The sequence below is a fragment of the Sphingomonas sp. PvP055 genome (assembly GCF_040546365.1).
Lineage (GTDB): Bacteria > Pseudomonadota > Alphaproteobacteria > Sphingomonadales > Sphingomonadaceae > Sphingomonas > Sphingomonas echinoides_A.
Genome location: NZ_JBEPNS010000002.1, coordinates 213,045 through 231,637 on the forward strand (window position 1 = coordinate 213,045; position 18,593 = coordinate 231,637).

General features: G+C 62.1%; 19 protein-coding genes. 14 read left to right on the plus strand and 5 right to left on the minus strand.

What is annotated here, in order from left to right:
- Positions 1–12: 12 nt before the first annotated feature.
- Complete coding sequence (locus tag ABIC16_RS19695; RefSeq protein ID WP_354292552.1) at positions 13–1,083, minus strand: tyrosine-type recombinase/integrase; 1,071 nt, start codon at positions 1,081–1,083, stop codon at positions 13–15.
- Positions 1,084–1,378: 295 nt separating this feature from the next.
- Here ABIC16_RS19695 and ABIC16_RS19700 point away from each other — a divergent pair, with 295 nt between their 5' ends.
- The 12 genes from ABIC16_RS19700 (at position 1,379) to ABIC16_RS19755 (ending at position 11,810) form a co-directional block, all read left to right on the plus strand.
- A complete protein-coding gene (locus tag ABIC16_RS19700; RefSeq protein WP_209570734.1) occupies positions 1,379–1,621 on the plus strand; it encodes an AbrB/MazE/SpoVT family DNA-binding domain-containing protein in 243 nt (80 codons plus the stop codon).
- Positions 1,618–2,007, plus strand: coding sequence for a type II toxin-antitoxin system VapC family toxin (locus ABIC16_RS19705; RefSeq protein WP_209570681.1), 390 nt, complete (start codon positions 1,618–1,620; stop codon positions 2,005–2,007). Before ABIC16_RS19700 ends, ABIC16_RS19705 begins: the two co-directional genes overlap by 4 nt.
- 568 nt (positions 2,008–2,575) lie before the next feature.
- Positions 2,576–3,007: a hypothetical protein gene (locus tag ABIC16_RS19710; protein ID WP_354292553.1), complete on the plus strand. Its 432-nt coding sequence runs from the start codon at positions 2,576–2,578 to the stop codon at positions 3,005–3,007.
- Positions 3,004–3,192 carry a helix-turn-helix transcriptional regulator gene (locus tag ABIC16_RS19715; protein WP_354292554.1) on the plus strand — a complete coding sequence of 63 codons (189 nt, stop codon included), beginning with the start codon at positions 3,004–3,006 and terminating at the stop codon, positions 3,190–3,192. Before ABIC16_RS19710 ends, ABIC16_RS19715 begins: the two co-directional genes overlap by 4 nt.
- Before the next feature lie 23 nt (positions 3,193–3,215).
- Positions 3,216–4,139 (plus strand): alpha/beta fold hydrolase, encoded by a 924-nt coding sequence (locus ABIC16_RS19720; RefSeq protein ID WP_354292555.1) that lies wholly within the window; start codon positions 3,216–3,218, stop codon positions 4,137–4,139.
- Positions 4,140–4,911: 772 nt separating this feature from the next.
- Positions 4,912–5,754 (plus strand): AraC family transcriptional regulator, encoded by an 843-nt coding sequence (locus ABIC16_RS19725; RefSeq protein WP_354292556.1) that lies wholly within the window; start codon positions 4,912–4,914, stop codon positions 5,752–5,754.
- 253 nt (positions 5,755–6,007) lie between these two features.
- Positions 6,008–6,835 carry an alpha/beta fold hydrolase gene (locus ABIC16_RS19730; protein WP_354292557.1) on the plus strand — a complete coding sequence of 276 codons (828 nt, stop codon included), beginning with the start codon at positions 6,008–6,010 and terminating at the stop codon, positions 6,833–6,835.
- An 88-nt stretch (positions 6,836–6,923) separates the two neighbouring features.
- Positions 6,924–8,390 carry a catalase gene (locus ABIC16_RS19735; protein WP_354292558.1) on the plus strand — a complete coding sequence of 489 codons (1,467 nt, stop codon included), beginning with the start codon at positions 6,924–6,926 and terminating at the stop codon, positions 8,388–8,390.
- A gap of 74 nt (positions 8,391–8,464) precedes the next feature.
- A complete protein-coding gene (locus ABIC16_RS19740; protein WP_354292559.1) occupies positions 8,465–9,421 on the plus strand; it encodes an MBL fold metallo-hydrolase in 957 nt (318 codons plus the stop codon).
- A gap of 204 nt (positions 9,422–9,625) precedes the next feature.
- Positions 9,626–10,063, plus strand: coding sequence for a DsrE family protein (locus ABIC16_RS19745; protein ID WP_354292560.1), 438 nt, complete (start codon positions 9,626–9,628; stop codon positions 10,061–10,063).
- Positions 10,064–10,194: 131 nt separating this feature from the next.
- On the plus strand, positions 10,195–11,061 hold the full coding sequence (locus ABIC16_RS19750) for an SDR family oxidoreductase (RefSeq protein ID WP_354292561.1): 867 nt from the start codon (positions 10,195–10,197) through the stop codon (positions 11,059–11,061).
- Between the two features lie 107 nt (positions 11,062–11,168).
- Positions 11,169–11,810: an HD domain-containing protein gene (locus tag ABIC16_RS19755; protein WP_354292562.1), complete on the plus strand. Its 642-nt coding sequence runs from the start codon at positions 11,169–11,171 to the stop codon at positions 11,808–11,810.
- 583 nt (positions 11,811–12,393) lie between these two features.
- On the opposite strand, the gene ABIC16_RS19760 is transcribed toward ABIC16_RS19755, so the two are convergent.
- A complete protein-coding gene (locus ABIC16_RS19760) occupies positions 12,394–13,320 on the minus strand; it encodes a LysR family transcriptional regulator (protein ID WP_354292563.1) in 927 nt (308 codons plus the stop codon).
- An 86-nt stretch (positions 13,321–13,406) separates the two neighbouring features.
- On the opposite strand from ABIC16_RS19760, the gene ABIC16_RS19765 reads away from it, so the two are divergent.
- Both ABIC16_RS19765 and ABIC16_RS19770 read left to right on the plus strand, forming a co-directional pair.
- Entirely contained in the window at positions 13,407–14,189 is a 783-nt protein-coding gene (locus tag ABIC16_RS19765; protein ID WP_354292564.1) for an NAD(P)H-dependent oxidoreductase, read from the plus strand.
- Between the two features lie 38 nt (positions 14,190–14,227).
- Positions 14,228–14,770, plus strand: a complete 543-nt coding sequence (locus ABIC16_RS19770; RefSeq protein ID WP_354292565.1) for a VOC family protein — start codon at positions 14,228–14,230, stop codon at positions 14,768–14,770.
- An 85-nt stretch (positions 14,771–14,855) separates the two neighbouring features.
- On the opposite strand, the gene ABIC16_RS19775 is transcribed toward ABIC16_RS19770, so the two are convergent.
- The 3 genes from ABIC16_RS19775 to ABIC16_RS19785 all read right to left on the minus strand — a co-directional run bounded on the left by ABIC16_RS19775 (position 14,856) and on the right by ABIC16_RS19785 (position 18,518).
- Positions 14,856–15,737: an AraC family transcriptional regulator gene (locus ABIC16_RS19775; RefSeq protein ID WP_354292566.1), complete on the minus strand. Its 882-nt coding sequence runs from the start codon at positions 15,735–15,737 to the stop codon at positions 14,856–14,858.
- Between the two features lie 155 nt (positions 15,738–15,892).
- Positions 15,893–16,330: a type II toxin-antitoxin system VapC family toxin gene (locus ABIC16_RS19780; RefSeq protein WP_354292567.1), complete on the minus strand. Its 438-nt coding sequence runs from the start codon at positions 16,328–16,330 to the stop codon at positions 15,893–15,895.
- Between the two features lie 1,123 nt (positions 16,331–17,453).
- A complete protein-coding gene (locus tag ABIC16_RS19785) occupies positions 17,454–18,518 on the minus strand; it encodes an aldo/keto reductase (RefSeq protein WP_354292568.1) in 1,065 nt (354 codons plus the stop codon).
- Between the last annotated feature and the right edge of the window lie 75 nt (positions 18,519–18,593).

An 18,593-nucleotide genomic window follows, 5' to 3' on the forward strand; every position in this document is an offset into this window, starting at 1 on the left:
TGTGGGTCGTAGTTACAGGAATCCCTCGCCCGCATGCTCGCGGAACCGCTCATGGTCCCGCACATATTCCGCTACCATCTCCAAAGATGAATGCCGGCTATGCTCCTTCATTTTAAATAGATTGGCGTTCTGGCGACCGGCCTCGGTAAGGAACCCAGCGCGGAGAGAGTGGCCTGAGAACAACTCCGGCGCGTAGCCGGCGGCGACCGCGGCCGCCTTGACCACCAGCGCCACGCCTTGCGCGCTCATAGGCTTATCGGTCAGCCGGCCTTGCGGCGTCAGCTTGCGGAACACAGGACCGGTGGTGATCCCGGCAGTCTCTAACCAGGCGCGGTAATGCCGCACTGGCTCGAGCCGCCGCCCATCGGGGATCGCAACAGTGTGGCCTTTGCCTTCTTGATCGGTCTTCGATGCCGGGATCCGAACAAGGAGCCCGCGACTGTCCTCACTGACGCGCCCGACGGTGATGTCCACCAACTCGGAACGCCGGAATGCACCCGCCATTCCGATGGCGAGCAGTGCGCGGTCGCGGTAGCCGCGCAGATCTTTGCCGACGATCGCGCGCACCATGTCGCGCAGCACATCGCCGTCGGCGGGCCGCTTTTTGCCGGGCAGGTCACCTTTCTTGTCCTTCCGGATGCCGCGCATCGCGCGCTCGAGCCGTGATGCGTCGGGTTGCGAGGTGGGCGGCTCTATGTCAGCCGCTCGGTGTGCGAATACGATCGCCGCGAGCCGCCGGCCGATCGTCGCGCGGCCGAGCGGCACCGGCTCCTTGCGCGGCAGCACCGTCCCGCGCTTCGTCCGGCGAAGCTCCTGCGGACTGAACCCGCTCTCGGCAAGCAGCGTCAGGAACGCTGCGACCGTCGCCGGCGTCGCTGGAAGCGGCCGATAACCGCTTTCCTGGCACCAGGCGCAGAACAGACGCCAATCCGATTTGTAAGCGCGGAGCGTCGCGTCGGCCGAGGCCCGGCGGACATAGTCGTCGACCCGTTCGCGATCGTCGGGCGCAAGCTGCGGGAGATACGGCTCGAGCGACTGAACCCGATCTACGACGACCAGCGCATCAGCAACGATGCTATCCAAGTCCGCGCGATCGACGCGCGTCGCATCAGCAATATCATCCTCATCGGCCAAACCGACCTCCTACGCTGCGCACTCGACCAATCGGCATCGGCGCGGAGGCGACGGCGCGTGATCCGCCAAAAACGCTAACCGATCAGCCAATTTGACGCCAGCATGTAATTAGCGGGAATCAGTGTTATCGCTAATTAAGACACGTGCCAGCTGACGCCGGGCGGGAACCATCGACCCTACTGTGTCGTTTGAAAAAAATGTGGTAAAGACGGCCTTCTGTGCCAAAAATGAGATTACCTGCCCGATGACGCTACAAGTGAACATCACTGCCAACGGACGCATGAGCCTGCCGGCAGCCATTCGCAAACGCTTGGGACTTGAAGGCGGCGGAGCGGTCCTACTCGAGGAAACGGACGAAGGCGTCGTGCTGCGTACCGTTACCCAAGCCGTGGCGCGCGCGCAGGCGATCGCGAAGAAGTATGCGAGCCATCCCGATGCGTCGGTCGACGCCTTTCTCGCCAACCGGCGCGCGGACAGCGGCGAATGACTAGCGCGGTGCTCGACGCCTCTGCGGTCATCGCTCTGCTTAAGGGGGAGCGTGGAGCAAGTAAGGTGGCTGGGGTCGTGGCAGACGCGGCGGTCGGTGTGTTCAACCAGGCAGAGGTGGTGAGCCATTTCGTCCATCTGGGCGCTCCGATCGAGGAAGTCCGGGCGATGCTTGGAGCGCTGCCCTACGCCGTCGTGGCCGCGGACGATGCGCTTGGCTGGGACGCCGGCGTACTTCGGGCTGTCACCAGTTCGGCAGGGCTCTCCTTGGGCGACCGGTTCTGCCTGGCGCTTGCAAAGCGCTTGGGCGTACCGGCCTATACTGCGGACCGCGCGTGGAAGGACGTTGCCGTCGCGGCCGGCGCCAAGGTAGTGCCCATTCGGTAAACGACAGGGTTCGAGCTCCGAGGGCCGCTGTCGAGCGAGTATGCGAGCGGCTAGCACGCGCCGTGCCGTTCCTTGCCGGTCGTATCGAACAGACCGTCGCTTACGTCCATGGGTATTCAGGCAAGAGACCGCCCAAGCCCCGAGGAGCTTTTCGGCGGAGCCAAGACCAAACGAGAAGCAGCGCAACCGCCAGCATTGCTCCGGCCGCGCTCAGCGAGATACCGCCACGATACGCAAGCTCGGTTCGTTCATAAGGAGTTTTAGATAAAAGAGACCGAGTTCTGCGCTAACGATCGGGAGTGACGGGAAACCTTCAAAATCGAGTTTCCGCCTACTTGGGCAAAGCGACAGGGTTTGTCGCACACGCTGAGCCCTGATTAATGACGGCGTCCTTTGCCTGGGCAATGCCAGCGAAAATCGTGTGTTTTGCGTCACTCTAAGCGCGCCCGTCATTATCATAACTCGGTCTAGATGACGGCAGGCCTGCTACATAAAACGCGCACAGATATACGCTTACGGATTGTGCCCTTTGCGATGAAGCAAACGCTCTCTGGCATGGAAAGGGTATTTGACAGGTGATCGCCAGGCTGTAAAAGGTGTTTTACAGGAGGCATTCCCCATGTTTCGATCAAAACAATATCTTCTCGAGCTTAGCGGAGCGTTCATTCTGTACGCCGTCCTGCTGGTCGGGGCCAATACGGCCGAGCGCGTGATACAGCCGGTCGGTGATCTGAAGCTTGCTATAAACCTCGTTCCGATGATCGGAATGATCGCCGCCGCGTGGGCGATCCTGCGCGGGCTGTGGCGGATGGACGAGATGCAGCGCCGCATCCAGTTCGACGCCATCGCGATCTCCTTCCTCGGCACCGCCCTCATCACGTTCGGATGGGGTTTTGCGGAAGGGGCTGGATTGCCACACCTGCGAGCATTCGCCGTGTGGCCGATCATGGGGACGTTGTGGGGCTTGGGCATGGTCGTTGCCCAGCGCCGCTACCGGTGAACAACCGCATCAAGGAACTCCGCCTCTCACGCGAGTGGAGCCAAGGCAATCTCGCCGAGGCGCTTTCGGTCTCGCGACAGACGGTAAATGCGATCGAGAACGGCCGGTACGACCCCAGTCTGCCGCTCGCCTTCACTATCGCCGCTGTGTTCGGCCTCAAGATCGAAGACGTCTTTCAACCGTAACCGTCACACCAGGAAGAAGAAACATGCGCACGCGAACCATGCTCGCGGCGATCGGGATCGCCTTGTCTTCGCCATCGGCATCGCTTGCGCAGTCCGTCGCGCGACCAATCACCTCTGCCGCCCGGGAGCGTATATCGGTCGTGGTCGAGGGCAAGGGGCCGGATGTTATCCTGATCCCTGGACTGGCGTCCTCACGCGAGATCTGGTCCGGTCTAGCGGACAAGTTGAAGCAGACGCACCGGCTGCACCTGGTTCAGATCGCAGGATTTGCGGGAACACCGGCAGTTGCCAATCCGGGGAACCGCGTGGCGGCTCCATCGGCCGAAGCGATAGCTGCCTACATACGACGCGAACGTATCAAGGCACCGGTCATCATCGGCCATTCGCTGGGTGGCGAGGTCGCGTTGATGCTGGGGGCGCGTCATCCAGGGGAAATCGGCCGACTGCTGATCGCCGACGCTCTGCCTTTCTACAGTTTGCTGTTCAGTCCCACAGCGACCGTCGCAGCTGTGACGCCTCGGGCTGTCGCATTCCGGGATGCAATGATGGCTACGCCGACCGATCAGGCCAATGCTATGCAGAGCGCCGTGATCGATCGCCTGGTGAAGACCGAAGTGGCGCGCCCCGCCGTGATCGCCGCAGGTGTTCATTCGGACCGCAAGACCGTGGCCGATGCCACCTACGAGTTGATGACCGCCGATCTTCGTTCCGAACTCAAGCGGATCACAGCGCCGGTCGAGGTCATCTATGCCTATGACAAGCTGTACGGTGTTCCACCGGCCAGCATCGATACCACGTTCCAGAACGCCTATGCTTCGACGCCGCAGGTCCGCTTCAAACGCATCGACGACAGCTTTCATTTCGTCATGCTGGACCAGCCCAATACCTTCGAGCGTGCCGTCATCGAGTTTGTCGATCTGCGCACACCGGTGCCGACAAACAGGTGATTTAGGACAGCAGCTCCTGAATCGTCACAAAACGCCGTCGACAACCTCGATTGGCGACTACCGTGTGTTTTCCGACAGGGCGTGGGGTAAAAGCTGCCCGGCCGCTCACGCGACGGGAAGACCCACAATCGGACATTCAGCCCACCCTTCCCGCTCCCCAACTTCGGACGCTCGTTCATCGTCGCGAACGACCAGCTTGCTATCCCGGCCACCCACTGACAAATGTCGTGATCTTGGTGAAGCGGAACGGCCGTGTTTGGGCGCTAAAGTAGCAAATCTGGGTTCTCGCGTGGCACTTGAACCAGCCGTCGCTTTCGAAAAGCGCCAGAGTGTCCGAAGTAGCCGTTTAAGGCTGCCGCGGCAGGGCGGCGGCTCTCGACCCAAGTATCGCCGTTCCGATGCAGTGTCGGAAATGTCAGCGTAAGCTCGGCGGAGATTGACGGCACCTTTTCGGGCAGGAAGCGCGATGGCGGGAATTGGCTAACCGCGCCTGACTCGTGCTAATGGGTATCGCGTCCTCACCGGTCCCGGAACGATCTGGGAGGCGTGAGCGCTAGAAATCGCGTTCCGCGATCGTGGTCTCTTGCGTGAGCGGTCCGCTGCAGCCGCGTTTCCACATCAACGTCGGTTTTTTATTGGTGGAAGTATGTGACGGGCAATTGTCCGACCTTCAGCTCCTATTCTGGAGTATGAAGACGATGATCGGGAAGGTTGGCTGATGAAATCTCTACCAGGACCGATAAAGACCTTCCATGGATCTATCCCTTCCCTCGTGACGAGCATCGGCGGATCGAATATGATCATAAGCCGGGCGAACTCACTTGATTTAGGTCCTGAGATCCATCTGCGCGCCAATGCTGAAGACGCTTTTGCTATCGCCTACCAGCTGCGCGATTTGCCGAGCCATGAGGTCTGGAACGACGGTCGGCACAGCGAAATGGCTGCCGAGCCGAAATCAACGTTTCGGATCGTCGATCTTCATGTTGATACGCGGGCGCATGTCGGCGGCAGCTTCGACTTCCTTCTGATTCATATTCCGCGCCCCGCTCTCATGGCCCTCGAAAACGCCAACGATGTGCCGCCAATCGACTGGATTGCCACCCAAACAAGGGACCCGACGCATGATCCCGTGCTGGTTGGTCTGGAATCTAGCATCCTCCACTTGCTTTCCGATCCCGACGTGCATCATCGGCTTGTGCGGGAGCATCTTATGTTGACGTTGTTGTCCCATGTGGCTGTGCGATACGGTGGCATGTCAGCGCGGCGAGCAAGCGGCGGCGGCCTTGCCCCTTGGCAGGTTCGCCGAGCAAAAGAGGCCCTTGGAGACGACCTCGGCACGAACATCTCGCTGGCCGACCTCGCACAGCATTGCGCCTTATCCCCCAGTCATTTCTCGCGCGCGTTCAAGGCATCCACTGGGCTGTCGCCGTTTGCCTGGCTTCAACGGCATCGTGTCGAGCGGGTGAAGGATATGCTTCGACACACCGACGTTTCCTTGGCCGAAATTGCCATCTCATGCGGCTTTGCCGATCAGAGCCATCTTGGCCGGTTGTTCGCACGCCAAGTCGGTACGCCCCCCGGGTCGTGGCAACGTGCCCAGCGCGCCGACCAATGAAAACAGCCGTATTGTTCCAGAATAGCACGGGCGTTCGATCCCCGGCGGGGTGAGCACGATAGGAGATTGGCGGCGGCATGATCGTCGCAAATCTTTCGGAGCTTGGAAAATGCCGAACAACGCCGATCGAGCCTCTGTCGCTACCATGATCGGCTCACGCCGCGACGTGTTGCTCGGCGCCACTGCGGTCGCTGGCATGGCCTTGGCACAGCCGGCCCTTTCCCTGCCCCGACGCACCCCAGGAGCAAAAACCATGACCACCATCACAGTCAAGGATGGCACCGAGATCTTCTACAAGGAGTGGGGCACCGGTCAGCCGATCGTCTTCCATCATGGTTGGCCGCTCAGCGGCGACGACTGGGATGCTCAGATGATGTATTTCTCGGCCAAGGGCTTTCGCGTCATCGCGCACGACCGTCGCGGCCATGGCCGCTCCAGCCCCGCATCGACGGGGAACGACATGGACACCTATGCCGCCGACGTCGCAGCGGTGACGGCACATCTCGGCTTGCGCGATGCGATCCATATTGGCCACTCCACCGGCGGTGGCGAGGCGATCCGCTATGTCGCGAAGTACGGCAGTGGCGGCCGCGTCGCCAAAGCGGTATTGATCGGCGCGATCCCGCCACGGCTGTCGCGCTCAGCGACCAACCCCAACGGTGTTCCACCCGAGGCAATCGACGGCATCCGCGCTGGCACCGCAGCGAACCGCGCAGACTTCTACAACGGTTTCGCGACCGGACCGTTCTACGGCTCCAACCGCACTGGTGCGAAGGTTCTGCCCGCGGTCTCCGAGAACTGGATGCGGCAGGCGATGGTCGGCGACATCAAGGCGCAATATGACTGCATCACCGCGTTCGCCGACACTGATTTCACCGCCGACCTTCAATCTATCGATCAGCCCGTGCTGATTCTGCACGGTGAGGACGATCAGATCTGCCCGATCGACACGACCGGGCGGATGGCCGTCAAGCTGCTCAAGAACGGTTCGATCAAGACCTATCCCGGCTATCCGCACGGCATGGCGACGATCCATGCCGACGTGCTGAACCCCGACATCCTGGCGTTCATCCGCAGCTGAGCAGGCGGGGCGGGCGGAGCATCGGCTTCGCTCGCTCGGTCCACCGCCGACACCTGATACGGCGCCACGGCGCTGTGGGAGCATAGCCATGACCGACGCCAAGCCGACGAACGATCTGACCCACGCGACCGGCACCCCGGTCATCGACAACATGAACATCCAGACCGCAGGTCCGCGAGGACCCGCGCTGCTGCAGGACGTTTGGCTGCTCGAGAAACTCGCGCATTTCCACCGCGAGGTCATTCCCGAGCGCCGGATGCACGCCAAGGGCGGCGGCGCGCACGGTCATTTCACCGTGACCAACGACATCACGCGCTACACCAAGGCAGCGCTATTTTCCGAGATCGGCAAGCGCACGCCGGTGTTCGCCCGCTTTTCGACCGTTGCCGGCGAGCGCGGCGCGGCCGACGCCGAGCGCGACATTCGTGGCTTCGCCCTGAAATTCTACACCGAGGCGGGCAACTGGGATCTCGTCGGCAACAACACGCCGGTATTCTTCCTGCGCGATCCGCTGCGCTTCCCCGACCTCAACCACGCGATCAAGCGCGACCCGCGCACCGGCCTGCGCAGCGCCGATAATAATTGGGACTTCTGGACGCTGATGCCCGAGGCGCTGCACCAGGTGACGATTACCATGAGCGAGCGCGGCATTCCGCGCAGCTTCCGCCACATGAACGGCTTCGGCAGCCACACCTACAGCTTCATCGACGCCGACAATGTGCGGACGTTCGTCAAGTTCACCTTCAAGACGCAACAGGGCATCGAGAATCTGACCGATGCCGAGGCCGGCGCGCTGATCGCCGGCGACCGCGAGACGCATACGCGCGACCTGTACGACAGCATCGAGGACGGGTTGTTCCCGCGCTGGACGCTGTACATCCAGGTGATGACCGGCGCGGAGGCCGCCACACACCGCTTCAATCCGTTCGATCTGACCAAGGTGTGGCCGCACGGCGAATTCCCGCTGATCGAGGTCGGCGTGATGGAGCTGAACCGCAATCCCGAGAACTTCTTCGCTGACACCGAACAGTCGGCGTTCTCGCCCGCCAATATCGTTCCTGGTATCGGCTATTCGCCCGACAAGGTGCTGCAGGCCCGGCTGTTCGCTTATGCCGATGCGCAGCGCTACCGGCTCGGCGTCAACTTCAACCACATTCCGGTAAACGCGCCGCAGTGTCCGTTCCACAGCTATCACCGTGACGGCCAGATGCGCACCGACGGCAACATGGGTGGCGCGACGAGCTATTATCCCAACAGCCGCGGCGAATGGCATGACCAGCCCGATCTCGCAGAACCGCCGGTCGAGATACACGGTGCCGCCGCGCACTGGGATCACCGCCTCGATGACGATCATTTCGAGCAGCCCGGAAACCTGTTCAGGATGATGGACGCTGGCCAGCAGGCGGCGCTGTTCGCGAACACTGCGCGGGCGATCAGTGGGGCGACTCCCCCGGTGCAGGACCGCCATGTCGCCAACTGCGCACGTGCGGACCCCGCTTACGGCGCCGGCATTCGCGAGGCACTCGAACGATTGCAGAGGCTGAGACCAAGCTGATCGCTGCCTCCTCTGGTGCGGCGTCTGAACCTCATCCGATGCGGCAGGCTTTCTGCCGGAACCAAGGATATACCATGAAAAGCCCTCTAGATCCCCAGCGCACCAAACGCATTGTCGTTGCGCTGTCTCTCGCCTTTCCCGTTCTCATGCTCGCCCATGTCGCGCCGGCCAAGACGCCTGTCTCGACGCCGTTCAGCCAGATCAACGCCGCGGCGAAGGCCGGTCCGATCAATGTCCATACGCTGCGCGGCGGCATCAGCATGCTCGATGGTTCCGGCGGTAACATCACCGCGCTGGCCGGACCCAAGGGCTTTTTTCTCGTCGACACCGGCATCGCCGTCTCGCGGGCGATGATCCTCGATGCATTGCGCTCGATCGGCCCAGGCAAGATCCGATTGGCGGTCGATACCCATTGGCATTGGGACCATGCCGACGGCAACGGTTGGGTACACGCTCAGGGCGCGAGCATCATGGCCGACCCGGTTGCGCTGAAACGCCTGAAGGAGACGATCCGAGTCGTCGAATGGGGCAACACGTTCCGGCCGAAGCCCGTCGCCGAGCTTCCCGACATCGTCATCAAGGGCGACAGGACGTTGCAGGAGAATGGCGAGACCATCCGCATCCGTCATTACAGGGCCGGTCATACCGATGGCGACATCTCGGTCTATTTTGTGAAGGCCGATGTGCTTTCGACCGGCGACACCTTCTGGAACGGACAATATCCGTTCATCGATTATGTCGGGGGCGGCAGCATCGACGGCGCGATCGCTTCGGCCAACGCCAATATCGCGATGGCGACGGCGCACACCATCATCGTGCCCGGCCATGGCCCGGTTGGCGATCTGAAGTCACAGACCGCCTTTCGCGACATGCTGGTGACGATCCGCAACCGGGTGGCAGCGCTGAAGCGCAAGGGCCTTACGGTCGAACAGGCTCAAGCCGCCACGCCAACGAAGGATCTGGACGCGAAATGGGGCCAGTCCGTCATCAGCGGCAAGCTCTTCACCGCGCTCGTCTTTCGCGGGGTCTGAAAAGCCTGCGGGCTTAAGTTTTCCTCAGATGGGGGGCTGCTCATGACGGTAGCGTTCCCTGCGCCAAGACCCTGTTCCTGAGTTCCGAGGCCCGACAGGGCTGAGGGAGATCGTCGGGGCTGATGCGTCGCCCCCCCTCCCGACCGCTCACCCCGACGATCAAATTATCCACATCAGGCACATCGCCCCAATAAGGATTTCCCTATGACCACGCCGGCGCGCACGCTTCATATTGATATTCCGGTCAAGCTTACGGATGTGAGCATAGTCTTCAGCATTGGGGCGCTCGCGTTCGAAGGTGACTTGCCCGCTTCGTTGTTTCATCTCCAACTGATCATTGACGATGCTGCGACTTGGGGTGCCAGATCGGATCTGGTCGCCGTCTTTCACACCAATGCTGGCCATGTCACGCTCCACGACCAGGCCTATGACGGGAACCGGAACATCGCCACCGGCAATCCCTACAAAGGGCTCTTGGCGGGCTTGGTTCAGCGCGGTGTCCGGGTTGAACTGTGTGGCGCCACGGCAAAGGCCCATGGCTGGGTCAACGCCGACCTGCTCCCTGACATCAAGGTCAATACCGACGCCATGGCGCGGACGACGCAGCTCGTTCAGCAGGGCTTCGTCAAGATGACCGAATGATGGCTCGCGGCGGTCGGAAACGATCGCGGCGTTGTCGGAAAGCGATACCGTCATCCGGGACTCGAGAGACGGCCGTTGCGCCAAGCGCCGGCGTCTCAAGCGATTCTCACATCTAACATCAGGAGCCGAACGTGGCAAAAACAGTTCTCATTACCGGGTGTTCGTCAGGCTTCGGGCTGGCGTCTGCCCGGCTCTTCGGCGAGCGTGGCTGGAATGTCGTCGCCACCATGCGCGATACCGCCAAGGCTGCCCATCTGGAATCGACTGATACAACTTTGGTGACCCGCCTCGATGTCGAAGATCACTATTCCATCGATCTCGCGATCGCGGCTGGTATCGAACGGTTCGGAGTTATCGACGCGCTCGTCAACAATGCCGGCTATGGCTTGTTCGCCATCTTCGAAGGCGTATCGCGCCAGGCGATCCAGCGGCAATTTGACGTCAACCTATTCGGCATGATGGACGTCACACGAGCGATTCTGCCGCATTTCCGCAAGAACCGCGCAGGCACGATCGTGAATATGAGCTCGGGCGCCGGCGTGTTCGCCGCGCCGATGGCATCGGCCTACAGCGCTTCCAAGTTCGCCGTCGAAGGCTTTTCCGAGGCGCTGTCGTATGAGCTGGCGGCGCTCGGAATACGCGTGAAGCTTATCGAGCCAGGCGGGGCACCCAGCACGGGCTTCGTCACACGCTCGGGAACCGAGGGGAGCGTCGTACCGATCGACGCCGACTATTACCCGTTTCTCGAGCACATCTCGCAAATCTATGGCGGCATGGCGGGAGGCGCCGACCCCGACGCCATTCAAAAAGTCGCCGCTGCCGTCTTCGAGGCAGCCACCGACGGCCTGGACCGCCTGCGGTACGTTCCTACCGAGGACGTCCGACCCCTCCTCGACGCCCGCCGACAGACATCGGAGGAACAGTATGAGGCCGTCGTCCGTGGCCTGTTCTCTTCGCCCGACCCGGCGAAGCCGGCGCATCGCAGCATTTTTACCTGACGCCGCCAAAGCCGCACCGTGCGGCGGCTGCTCCCGGCGGTCGACCGTTCCGAAGCCGTTGCCGCGCACCGTCGATCCGTACCGTCCTCAAGCTAAGGATTCAGCAAATGGCCATCATCGATTCTGCTGCCGCGAGACCCGATACCAAGCTGGCTCGCGCGATCACCGAATTCATTCGCGATACCGAAAGTGACCTGCTGTTCAACCACTCGAGCCGGGTCTTTCATTTCGGCGCGATCGCGGGTGTCCATCGCGGTCTGCGCTTCGATCGCGAACTGCTGTATGCCGGTGCGATGTTCCATGACATCGGTCTGGTCGCCGGCCGCTCCAGCGCCGATGAGCGGTTCGAGGTCGATAGTGCCCACGCGGCACGCGACTTCCTGCGCAGCCATGGCGTTCCCGAGGCGGATGCCTCTACCGTCTGGACGGCAATCGCGCTGCACACGACGCCGGGCATTCCGCAGCATATGCATCCAGTGGTTGCGCTGGTGACGGCGGGCGTCGAGATGGATGTGCTCGGGCTGGCATATTCCGACTATTCGGACGCCGAACGTGACGCTGTGGTTTTAAACTTTCCGCGTCCTCAGACGTTCAAGGAAGACATCATCCAAGCGTTTTACGATGGCAACAAGCACCGACCGGATACGACGTTTGGCAATGTCAACGCGGACGTCATTGCGGACAAGGAACCGCATTTTCATCGCGGTAATTTCTGTGGGGTCATTCGTACTTCGGCTTGGCAGGACTAAGGGACTCGCCCGAAAACGGCAACGCCGCGGCGGTTCGCGCGAACGGGATCAGTAGCAGCCATACCGCTACTGCTCCGCGAATGTTTGCGCATCTATCGCAAATGGAAAACGAGCGGATGTCCGCTATCGGCAAAGGCCGCCATTTGGAAGGCTGTTGGGAGTGAAAGCTTCGTTCCCAATCTCTGCCATCCCCGCGGCGCTGTAGGGCGCGGACCGATAAATGTATGTCGGAAGTAGGGAACGCGGGAAAAGCGCCGGGAACGGCGACTTTTCGGCGTGAGCAGACGTCAAGCTAAGCTGAGTTCGTGATTTCGAGTATCACATTCCCGGCATGAACCGTGGCTCTCATGACCCACAATTGGACATTCGCGCACCCTTTCCCGCTTCCCAACTTCAGACATTCGTTCACCCCCGCGCTGACTGCGCTTGCCCAAAATAGTCCGTCGTGGATGTCGTGAAGGGGAAGGATTCCAGTCCGACCGCTTTCGGGAAGGCAGGCGGCAATAGCCGACATTGCCAAGCTGCCGCTTTTCTCGAAAACGATGGCGAATTGGGAATCAGCCCATTTGGCTGTCACCGTCCTTCATGCACCTTGGTCGATACCGGGAATCTGGCCGATCAACACAGCCAGCGCATCGATCACCAGCCGCACCCTCGCGATCCGCGCCCGCGCCGGCACGAACAGGACCGAGACGGGGACCGGCTCCAGCTCAAAGTCAGGCAGCACTCGTTCCACCACGCCCGAGGCCAGCAGGTCGTCCACCAGCCATAAATGCGCCGCCGCGATGCCGCACCCGACGATCAGCGCCTCCCGCGCCGCCAGCCCGTGGTCAACCGTCAGCCGCCCGGTGAACGACGCCGACCGCACATCCGTGCCCGCGCCGCGCAGGGTGAGCCGGTCGCTACCGGCGACGTTGCTCATGCGGATCGCCTGATGGCGCGCGAGGTCATTGGCGTCCCGCGGATGGCCGTGATCCGCGAGATAGCCACGCGACGCGACCAAGATGCGGCGCGAGACGCCGATGCGCTTCAACTGAAGCGAACTGTCGTTCAGCGGCCCCAGCCGGACCGCCACGTCCACCGCCTCGCGCACCAGATCGATCCGCACGTCCGACAGGCCGAGGTCGATCGCAATCCGCGGGTGCCGGTCCTGGAGCGCGGACAGGCCCTTCACGACATGGAGCACGCCCAGCGCCGCGGTGCAGGATAGCCGGACCCGGCCAGCCGGCGCACCTCCGGCGCTGCGCGCCTCGTCAGTGGCTTCATCGACCAGCCGGAGGATCGTGGTGGCTTCGGCGTGGTAGCGGGCACCCTCCTCGGTCAGGCTGATCCGCCGCGTCGTCCTGCTGAGCAGCGAGACGCCCAGCGCCTGTTCCAGTTCGGCTAAATGCCGGGTGACCGTCGACTGGCCGACGCCATGCTCGCGCGCGACCGCCGACAGGCTGCCGCGAGCCGCGACCCTGACGAAGGTCCGCATCCGTTCGAGGGTCACGCCCGATCTATCCGCCATCCGGAACTGTCCTATCCGCTCCATCCGGCTACAGCATTAATGGCGGGACGACTAGCTTGGCACGACACCAACCTTGCGAGTGGCCCATGAACATCCTGATCGTCTCCGCCCATCCCGAACCGGCCTCGTTGACCAACGCCCTGCGCGACATCGCGGTCGACCAGCTCCTCGCCGACGGGCACGACGTGCGCGTCAGCGACCTCCACGTCCTCGGCTGGAAGGCCGTCGTCGACCGGCAGGACTTTCCCGGCCTCGACCCCGCCGAACGATTGCGCGTGCCCGCCACGTCGGGCGCGGCGTTCGCCTATGGCACGCTGAGCGAGGATGTCGTCGCGGAGCAGGACAAGCTCATGTGGGCGGACGCGCTGATCCTGGCCTTCCCTTTGTGGTGGTTCTCGATGCCGGCGATCCTGAAGGGCTGGATCGACCGGATCTATTCCTACGGCTTCGCCTATGGCGTGGGCGAGCATAGCGACCGGCGCTGGGGCGATCGCTACGGCGAGGGCAGGCTGGCCGGCAAGCGCGCCATGCTGATCGTCACCGCCGGCGGCTGGGCGTCGCATTACGGTGCGCGCGGCATCAACGGCCCGATCGACGACCTGCTGTTCCCGATCAACCACGGTGTGCTGTTCTATCCGGGCTACGACGTACTGCCGCCGTTCATCATCTACCAGGCCGATCGAATGGACGACGACGGGTTCCGCGCGACATCCGGCCAGTTGCGCGGCCGGATGCGCGCGCTGTTCACCGACGAGCCTATTCCATACCGCCGACAGAACGCCGGCGACTATACCATCCCCTCCATGGAACTACGGGAGGAGGCCGCCGCACCCGCACTGACCGGGTTCGCGGCGCATCTGCGAAGCTAGCTCCGTCTCGGCTAGCCGTTTGCGATTTGGAAGGCTCGGTGACACGTCTGGCGCATCCCCAAAAGGATCGAATATTGGGAAGACGGGGGCGCAACGGCGTATGCATTGACAATCTACCGGGCGTTCTTCACGCTCGACAAACGGACACTGCTCCTGACCCGGCATGCGCATCGCCGCCACTGCCCTACGAGGAAGAGAAGATGGTGTCCCCCTCCATATCCGACGTTGCGTTTGGCCGAACCGCCCCTGGCATCTGCGTGCGAGATATCCACGCCGCCCACGACTTCTATTCGCGCATCCTGGGCTTCATGAAAGTGTTCGAGAACGGTGATCCAGTCGGGTTCATGGTGATGAAGAAGGATCAGGCTGAAATCCACTTGAGCCGGAAGCCGGACCACCATGCCTCGACCGCTAACGTGATGCACATGTTCGTGAGCGACGTGGCGGCGCTCTATTCAATCTGCGAAGCTGAAGGCGTCCGGATCATCAAGAGGCTGATGGACAAGGAATACGGCCAGCGCGCCTTTGTATTTGCCGACCCTGAAGGCAACCGGATCGACATTGGTCAGCGTATCCCCTGACACCGCCGGCCCTCATTCCAAAAGGGATCGAGTTTTGGGAAAGGGCGGCCTGTTCGCTACGGAGCCATGCCGCCCCTGCACCAATCTATTTCAGCGGCAGGAACAGTTCCGCGATCGCTTCATGTTCCGGCACCTCCGGAAAGAAGGTGACGCGCTGGCAGTAGAGCGAGAAGTCCCGCGCTTGCTCGCCGCTGGCCGGTAGCCAATCGCGGTAGAGGTATAGGGCGGCAGGTTCCAGATTGTCGGTGTTGCCGACGACGCGCAGCACCGCACAGCGTCCGCCGGGAATGGTGCCGGCCTCGATCCGCTCACCATGCGGCTCGATCGGGCGATCGGCGGCGGCGCACAGGACCATGCGGTATTCGGCCGGAGGCGTCGTGCGCGGATCGGAGTGAAAGACGTTGAAGGTCGGGCTGGTCTTCGGCGACAACCCGGTTGCTTTGCGCCAAGCGATGAACCGCTGGATGGTCGCACCGATCGTCGCCGGGTCGCCGCGATGCTCCATGATCGCCACCGGCGTCGGGGCCACGTCGCGGATCGTTACGTCGTCAGGGGTATAGGTGGTTTGCATGAGCTTGCTCCTCGCGTTGTCGAGAGGCCCGAAGGCCGCAAGCCACGGCTCCCAAGCGGGAGCTTTCCTGAACGACGACGGCGACTGCCCGAACCGTTGCCGAAAGGCGCGAGCGAAGGCATCCGGGGCATCGTAACCGGCATCCATCGCTATGTCGGTGACGCTCTGCGCGTCCCGATAGGCCAGCCGGTGGGATGCCCGCTTCATGCGGGCGAGCTGGATGTAGCGATGCACGGACAGCCCGAAGGTTGCCGTGAACTGCCGGTGGAAATGGTACTTCGAGGAGGCCGCGACCCCGCTCACCGCGTCCAAGTCCAAATCGCAATCCAAGTGCCGGTCGATGTGATCCAGCACCCGCTGCATCCGGGCATGGTAGTGGGAAAGCGCCGCCTTCATCGTCCTGTCCTCCGTGGCGACGCCAGCTAGGCGCTCACAGACATGACGCGCTCGACCAATCTTGCGGTTCTAGCATAGCCCGGCGGGGGGCTTCCCAAAAACGAACGTCTATCGAGACAGCCAGGTGGCTATGCCGATCGCCTTCATCGTGCGGATCAGCAAACGATAACAGTTAGATAATCAGGCCGATCGGCTGATATTGCGCGAATTGTCCCGTCGCGCGTGACCAACGGCACCTTCCGAACACGGGCTGTTGCAATCAGAAAGCAGTCGCCGGGGTCTCTATGACCAGTTTCGACGGCGACCTTGGCTGCCTCTATGGCTATCCGTTGGTGGATTAACACTACCCGCGCCCGCGTAACCGCGACTGCATCGCGAAACCATTGATCCGGCGCATCATCGCCAAGGTGCGGACGATCGGCCACCCGGTTCTTCTGCGAAGCGACCGCCAGTTCCCATGCCGTTATTGGCGACGCCAAAAGCGCGCCGGACTCTTGGCTATCGCCGATCGCTACCAACGACTCTTCTGTGAGGGGATCGTTGCCGGTTACGAGCCAATAGAGGGTGTGCGTGTCGAGAAGGACGCCTGGCAAGCGGTTACGACTTAGCAGTGGTCAGTCGGCGAGGCTTGCCACCTTTCAGTGCCTGCGAGGCGATCGGCTTCGTCAGGTCAACGCCCTTCCTCAGCGGCAGACCCTTGAGCGCGCCAGCGCCTAGAACCGTGACAAGCCGGCCTGTCTTCGTGTCGCGGACGACCGTGCTAGTGGATGTGGCATGGGGCTTCGTCATACCCGCAATATACTCCTTCCCGCGTTAAGCTCCAAGCGGCCGATCATAAGCCACTCGTCCGGGATCGGCTGGCGGGAGAACGATCGGAAACGTACGATAGGCGCCCCGGCATCTCCCAGAGAACGCCTAGCGAGACGGCTGAGGCATTCCCCTGGGATCGAATTTTGGGAAGGCAGCTAAGCCGCTCAGATTTTAGCACATCAAAGCTTTGCGTGCCCCCCAATCTCTCTCACAGCATTTGCCGCGTCAGGACCGTTACTAGGACGGCGTAAATCGACCGGCGCGGCTCACTCGGACCCCCTCTTTGGCCCAAGCAGCCTGTGATTTGCATATATCTCTGGATGGGCCCGGTTGAGGCATGGCGGCGGGTAGGTCAGCAAAGAACTTGATACAGTAAACATGACGACGCTCGTCATATCGTGCCCTGTAGTCGTCGGTTATTGTCCTGGTGCGCGGTGGCGCAGCCGCGGCTCCGATCGAGAGAGATGCAATCAGCAGTCCAGCCGCAAAAACCCTGCTCGTGTTGGTCGGTATCATATCCTGCTCCCGTAGACGCCCGCGCCTGTCCGCGAGGGTCGCGCTTGGGGTTAGCAAGATGTGTGCCACCCCAGTAACACACGTCGGCCCTAGGAGGGGGAGGAATGGATGCCAACAACGCTCACCATTATCTGGCGAAAGGCGCTAACTCCTAGGCTCATACCCTTGTGTAGTTTCTATCGATCGGAGTTCGGGACCAACGCCCCCCAATGGGACCTACTCGTGAACGATCGTATTCAGAGAAAGGCGCTCCCTACCGAGACGCCACGCCATTCGGTGGTGCGACTGGTGAGAGAGCGGCTTTCACGCCAGGGATTCTATCCGCAAAAGGACTGTCTGGTCTGATGAACGCAAGTCATCGTAGCGACGACATCAATACTCATGCAGTCCTTAAGCGACGGGGCCAGCCGGCATATCGATCCTATCAATCATATCGCCCGTGATGAGGTCCTGTATCCGACGCTCGTTGAGGACCGTGTACGGGTAGACAGGCGGGATCGCGCTCACCGCATCAAGCCGGGTGATATGCTCGGCCGACAGCGTAACGTTCGCCGCTGCGAGATTCGCTTCGAGTTGTGCAAGCGTACGTGGCCCGATGATCGGCAGCGAACCCTTCGCGGCGACCCAGGCGATAGCGATCTCTCCGGGTGTCACCTCTGCTTCGTCAGCGACCACGATCAGCGTATCCAAGATGGCCGTACGCTGCGGGCTGTTCTCGGGCTGGAAGCCCGCACCGGCCCAGGCCTCGTCGCGCCTGTCCTGCGCCTTGCCGGCACGGTATTTGCCGGTCAGCACGCCGCCACCCAGAGGCGAGAAGGCGACGACGCCAAGCCCGAGGGCCTGCGCGGCGGGAATCAACTCTTGCTCGGTCGCGCGCTGGACGAGACTATGCTCGACCTGGATGCCCGCGATCGGAACGACGCCGCGAAGCTCGGCGATCGTCGCAGCCCGCGCTACCCGCCATGCGGGGAAGTTCGAGAGCCCGGCATAAAGGATCTTGCCCGCCCGCGTGAGGTCGTCAAAGCCGCGCACGATTTCTTCCAGCGGCGTCACGCCGTCCGAGACATGAACCCAGTATAGGTCGATCCGATCGGTCTTAAGCCTTTTGAGGCTTGCCTCGACTGACGACACCATCGCTTGCCGACTGTTGCCCGTGGCGAGGATGCCCGAGGCCGCGTTCGTCTTCACGGCATATTTGGTGGACAGCACGAATTCGTCGCGCCGCCCGGTCAGCAGGTCGCCGATGAATTCCTCGGACTGACCGTCCTGGTAGCCATTTGAGCTGTCGAGAAAGTTGCCGCCCGCATCAGCGTAGGTGTCGATGATGCGGCGGGCTTCGTCAGGATCCGTGCCGTGACCCCAGGCCGTCCCGAAATTGGCGGTGCCGAGGACGAGTTCGGACACGCGCAATCCGGTGTGCTGACCAAAGAGCTTGTAGCGGAGGGCGTTGTTCATGACGGTTTCCAACATCGAGAAAAGGGACTATCGAAGCGTGGCAGTGCTACACATATCCGTAGCGGTGATCCGTTT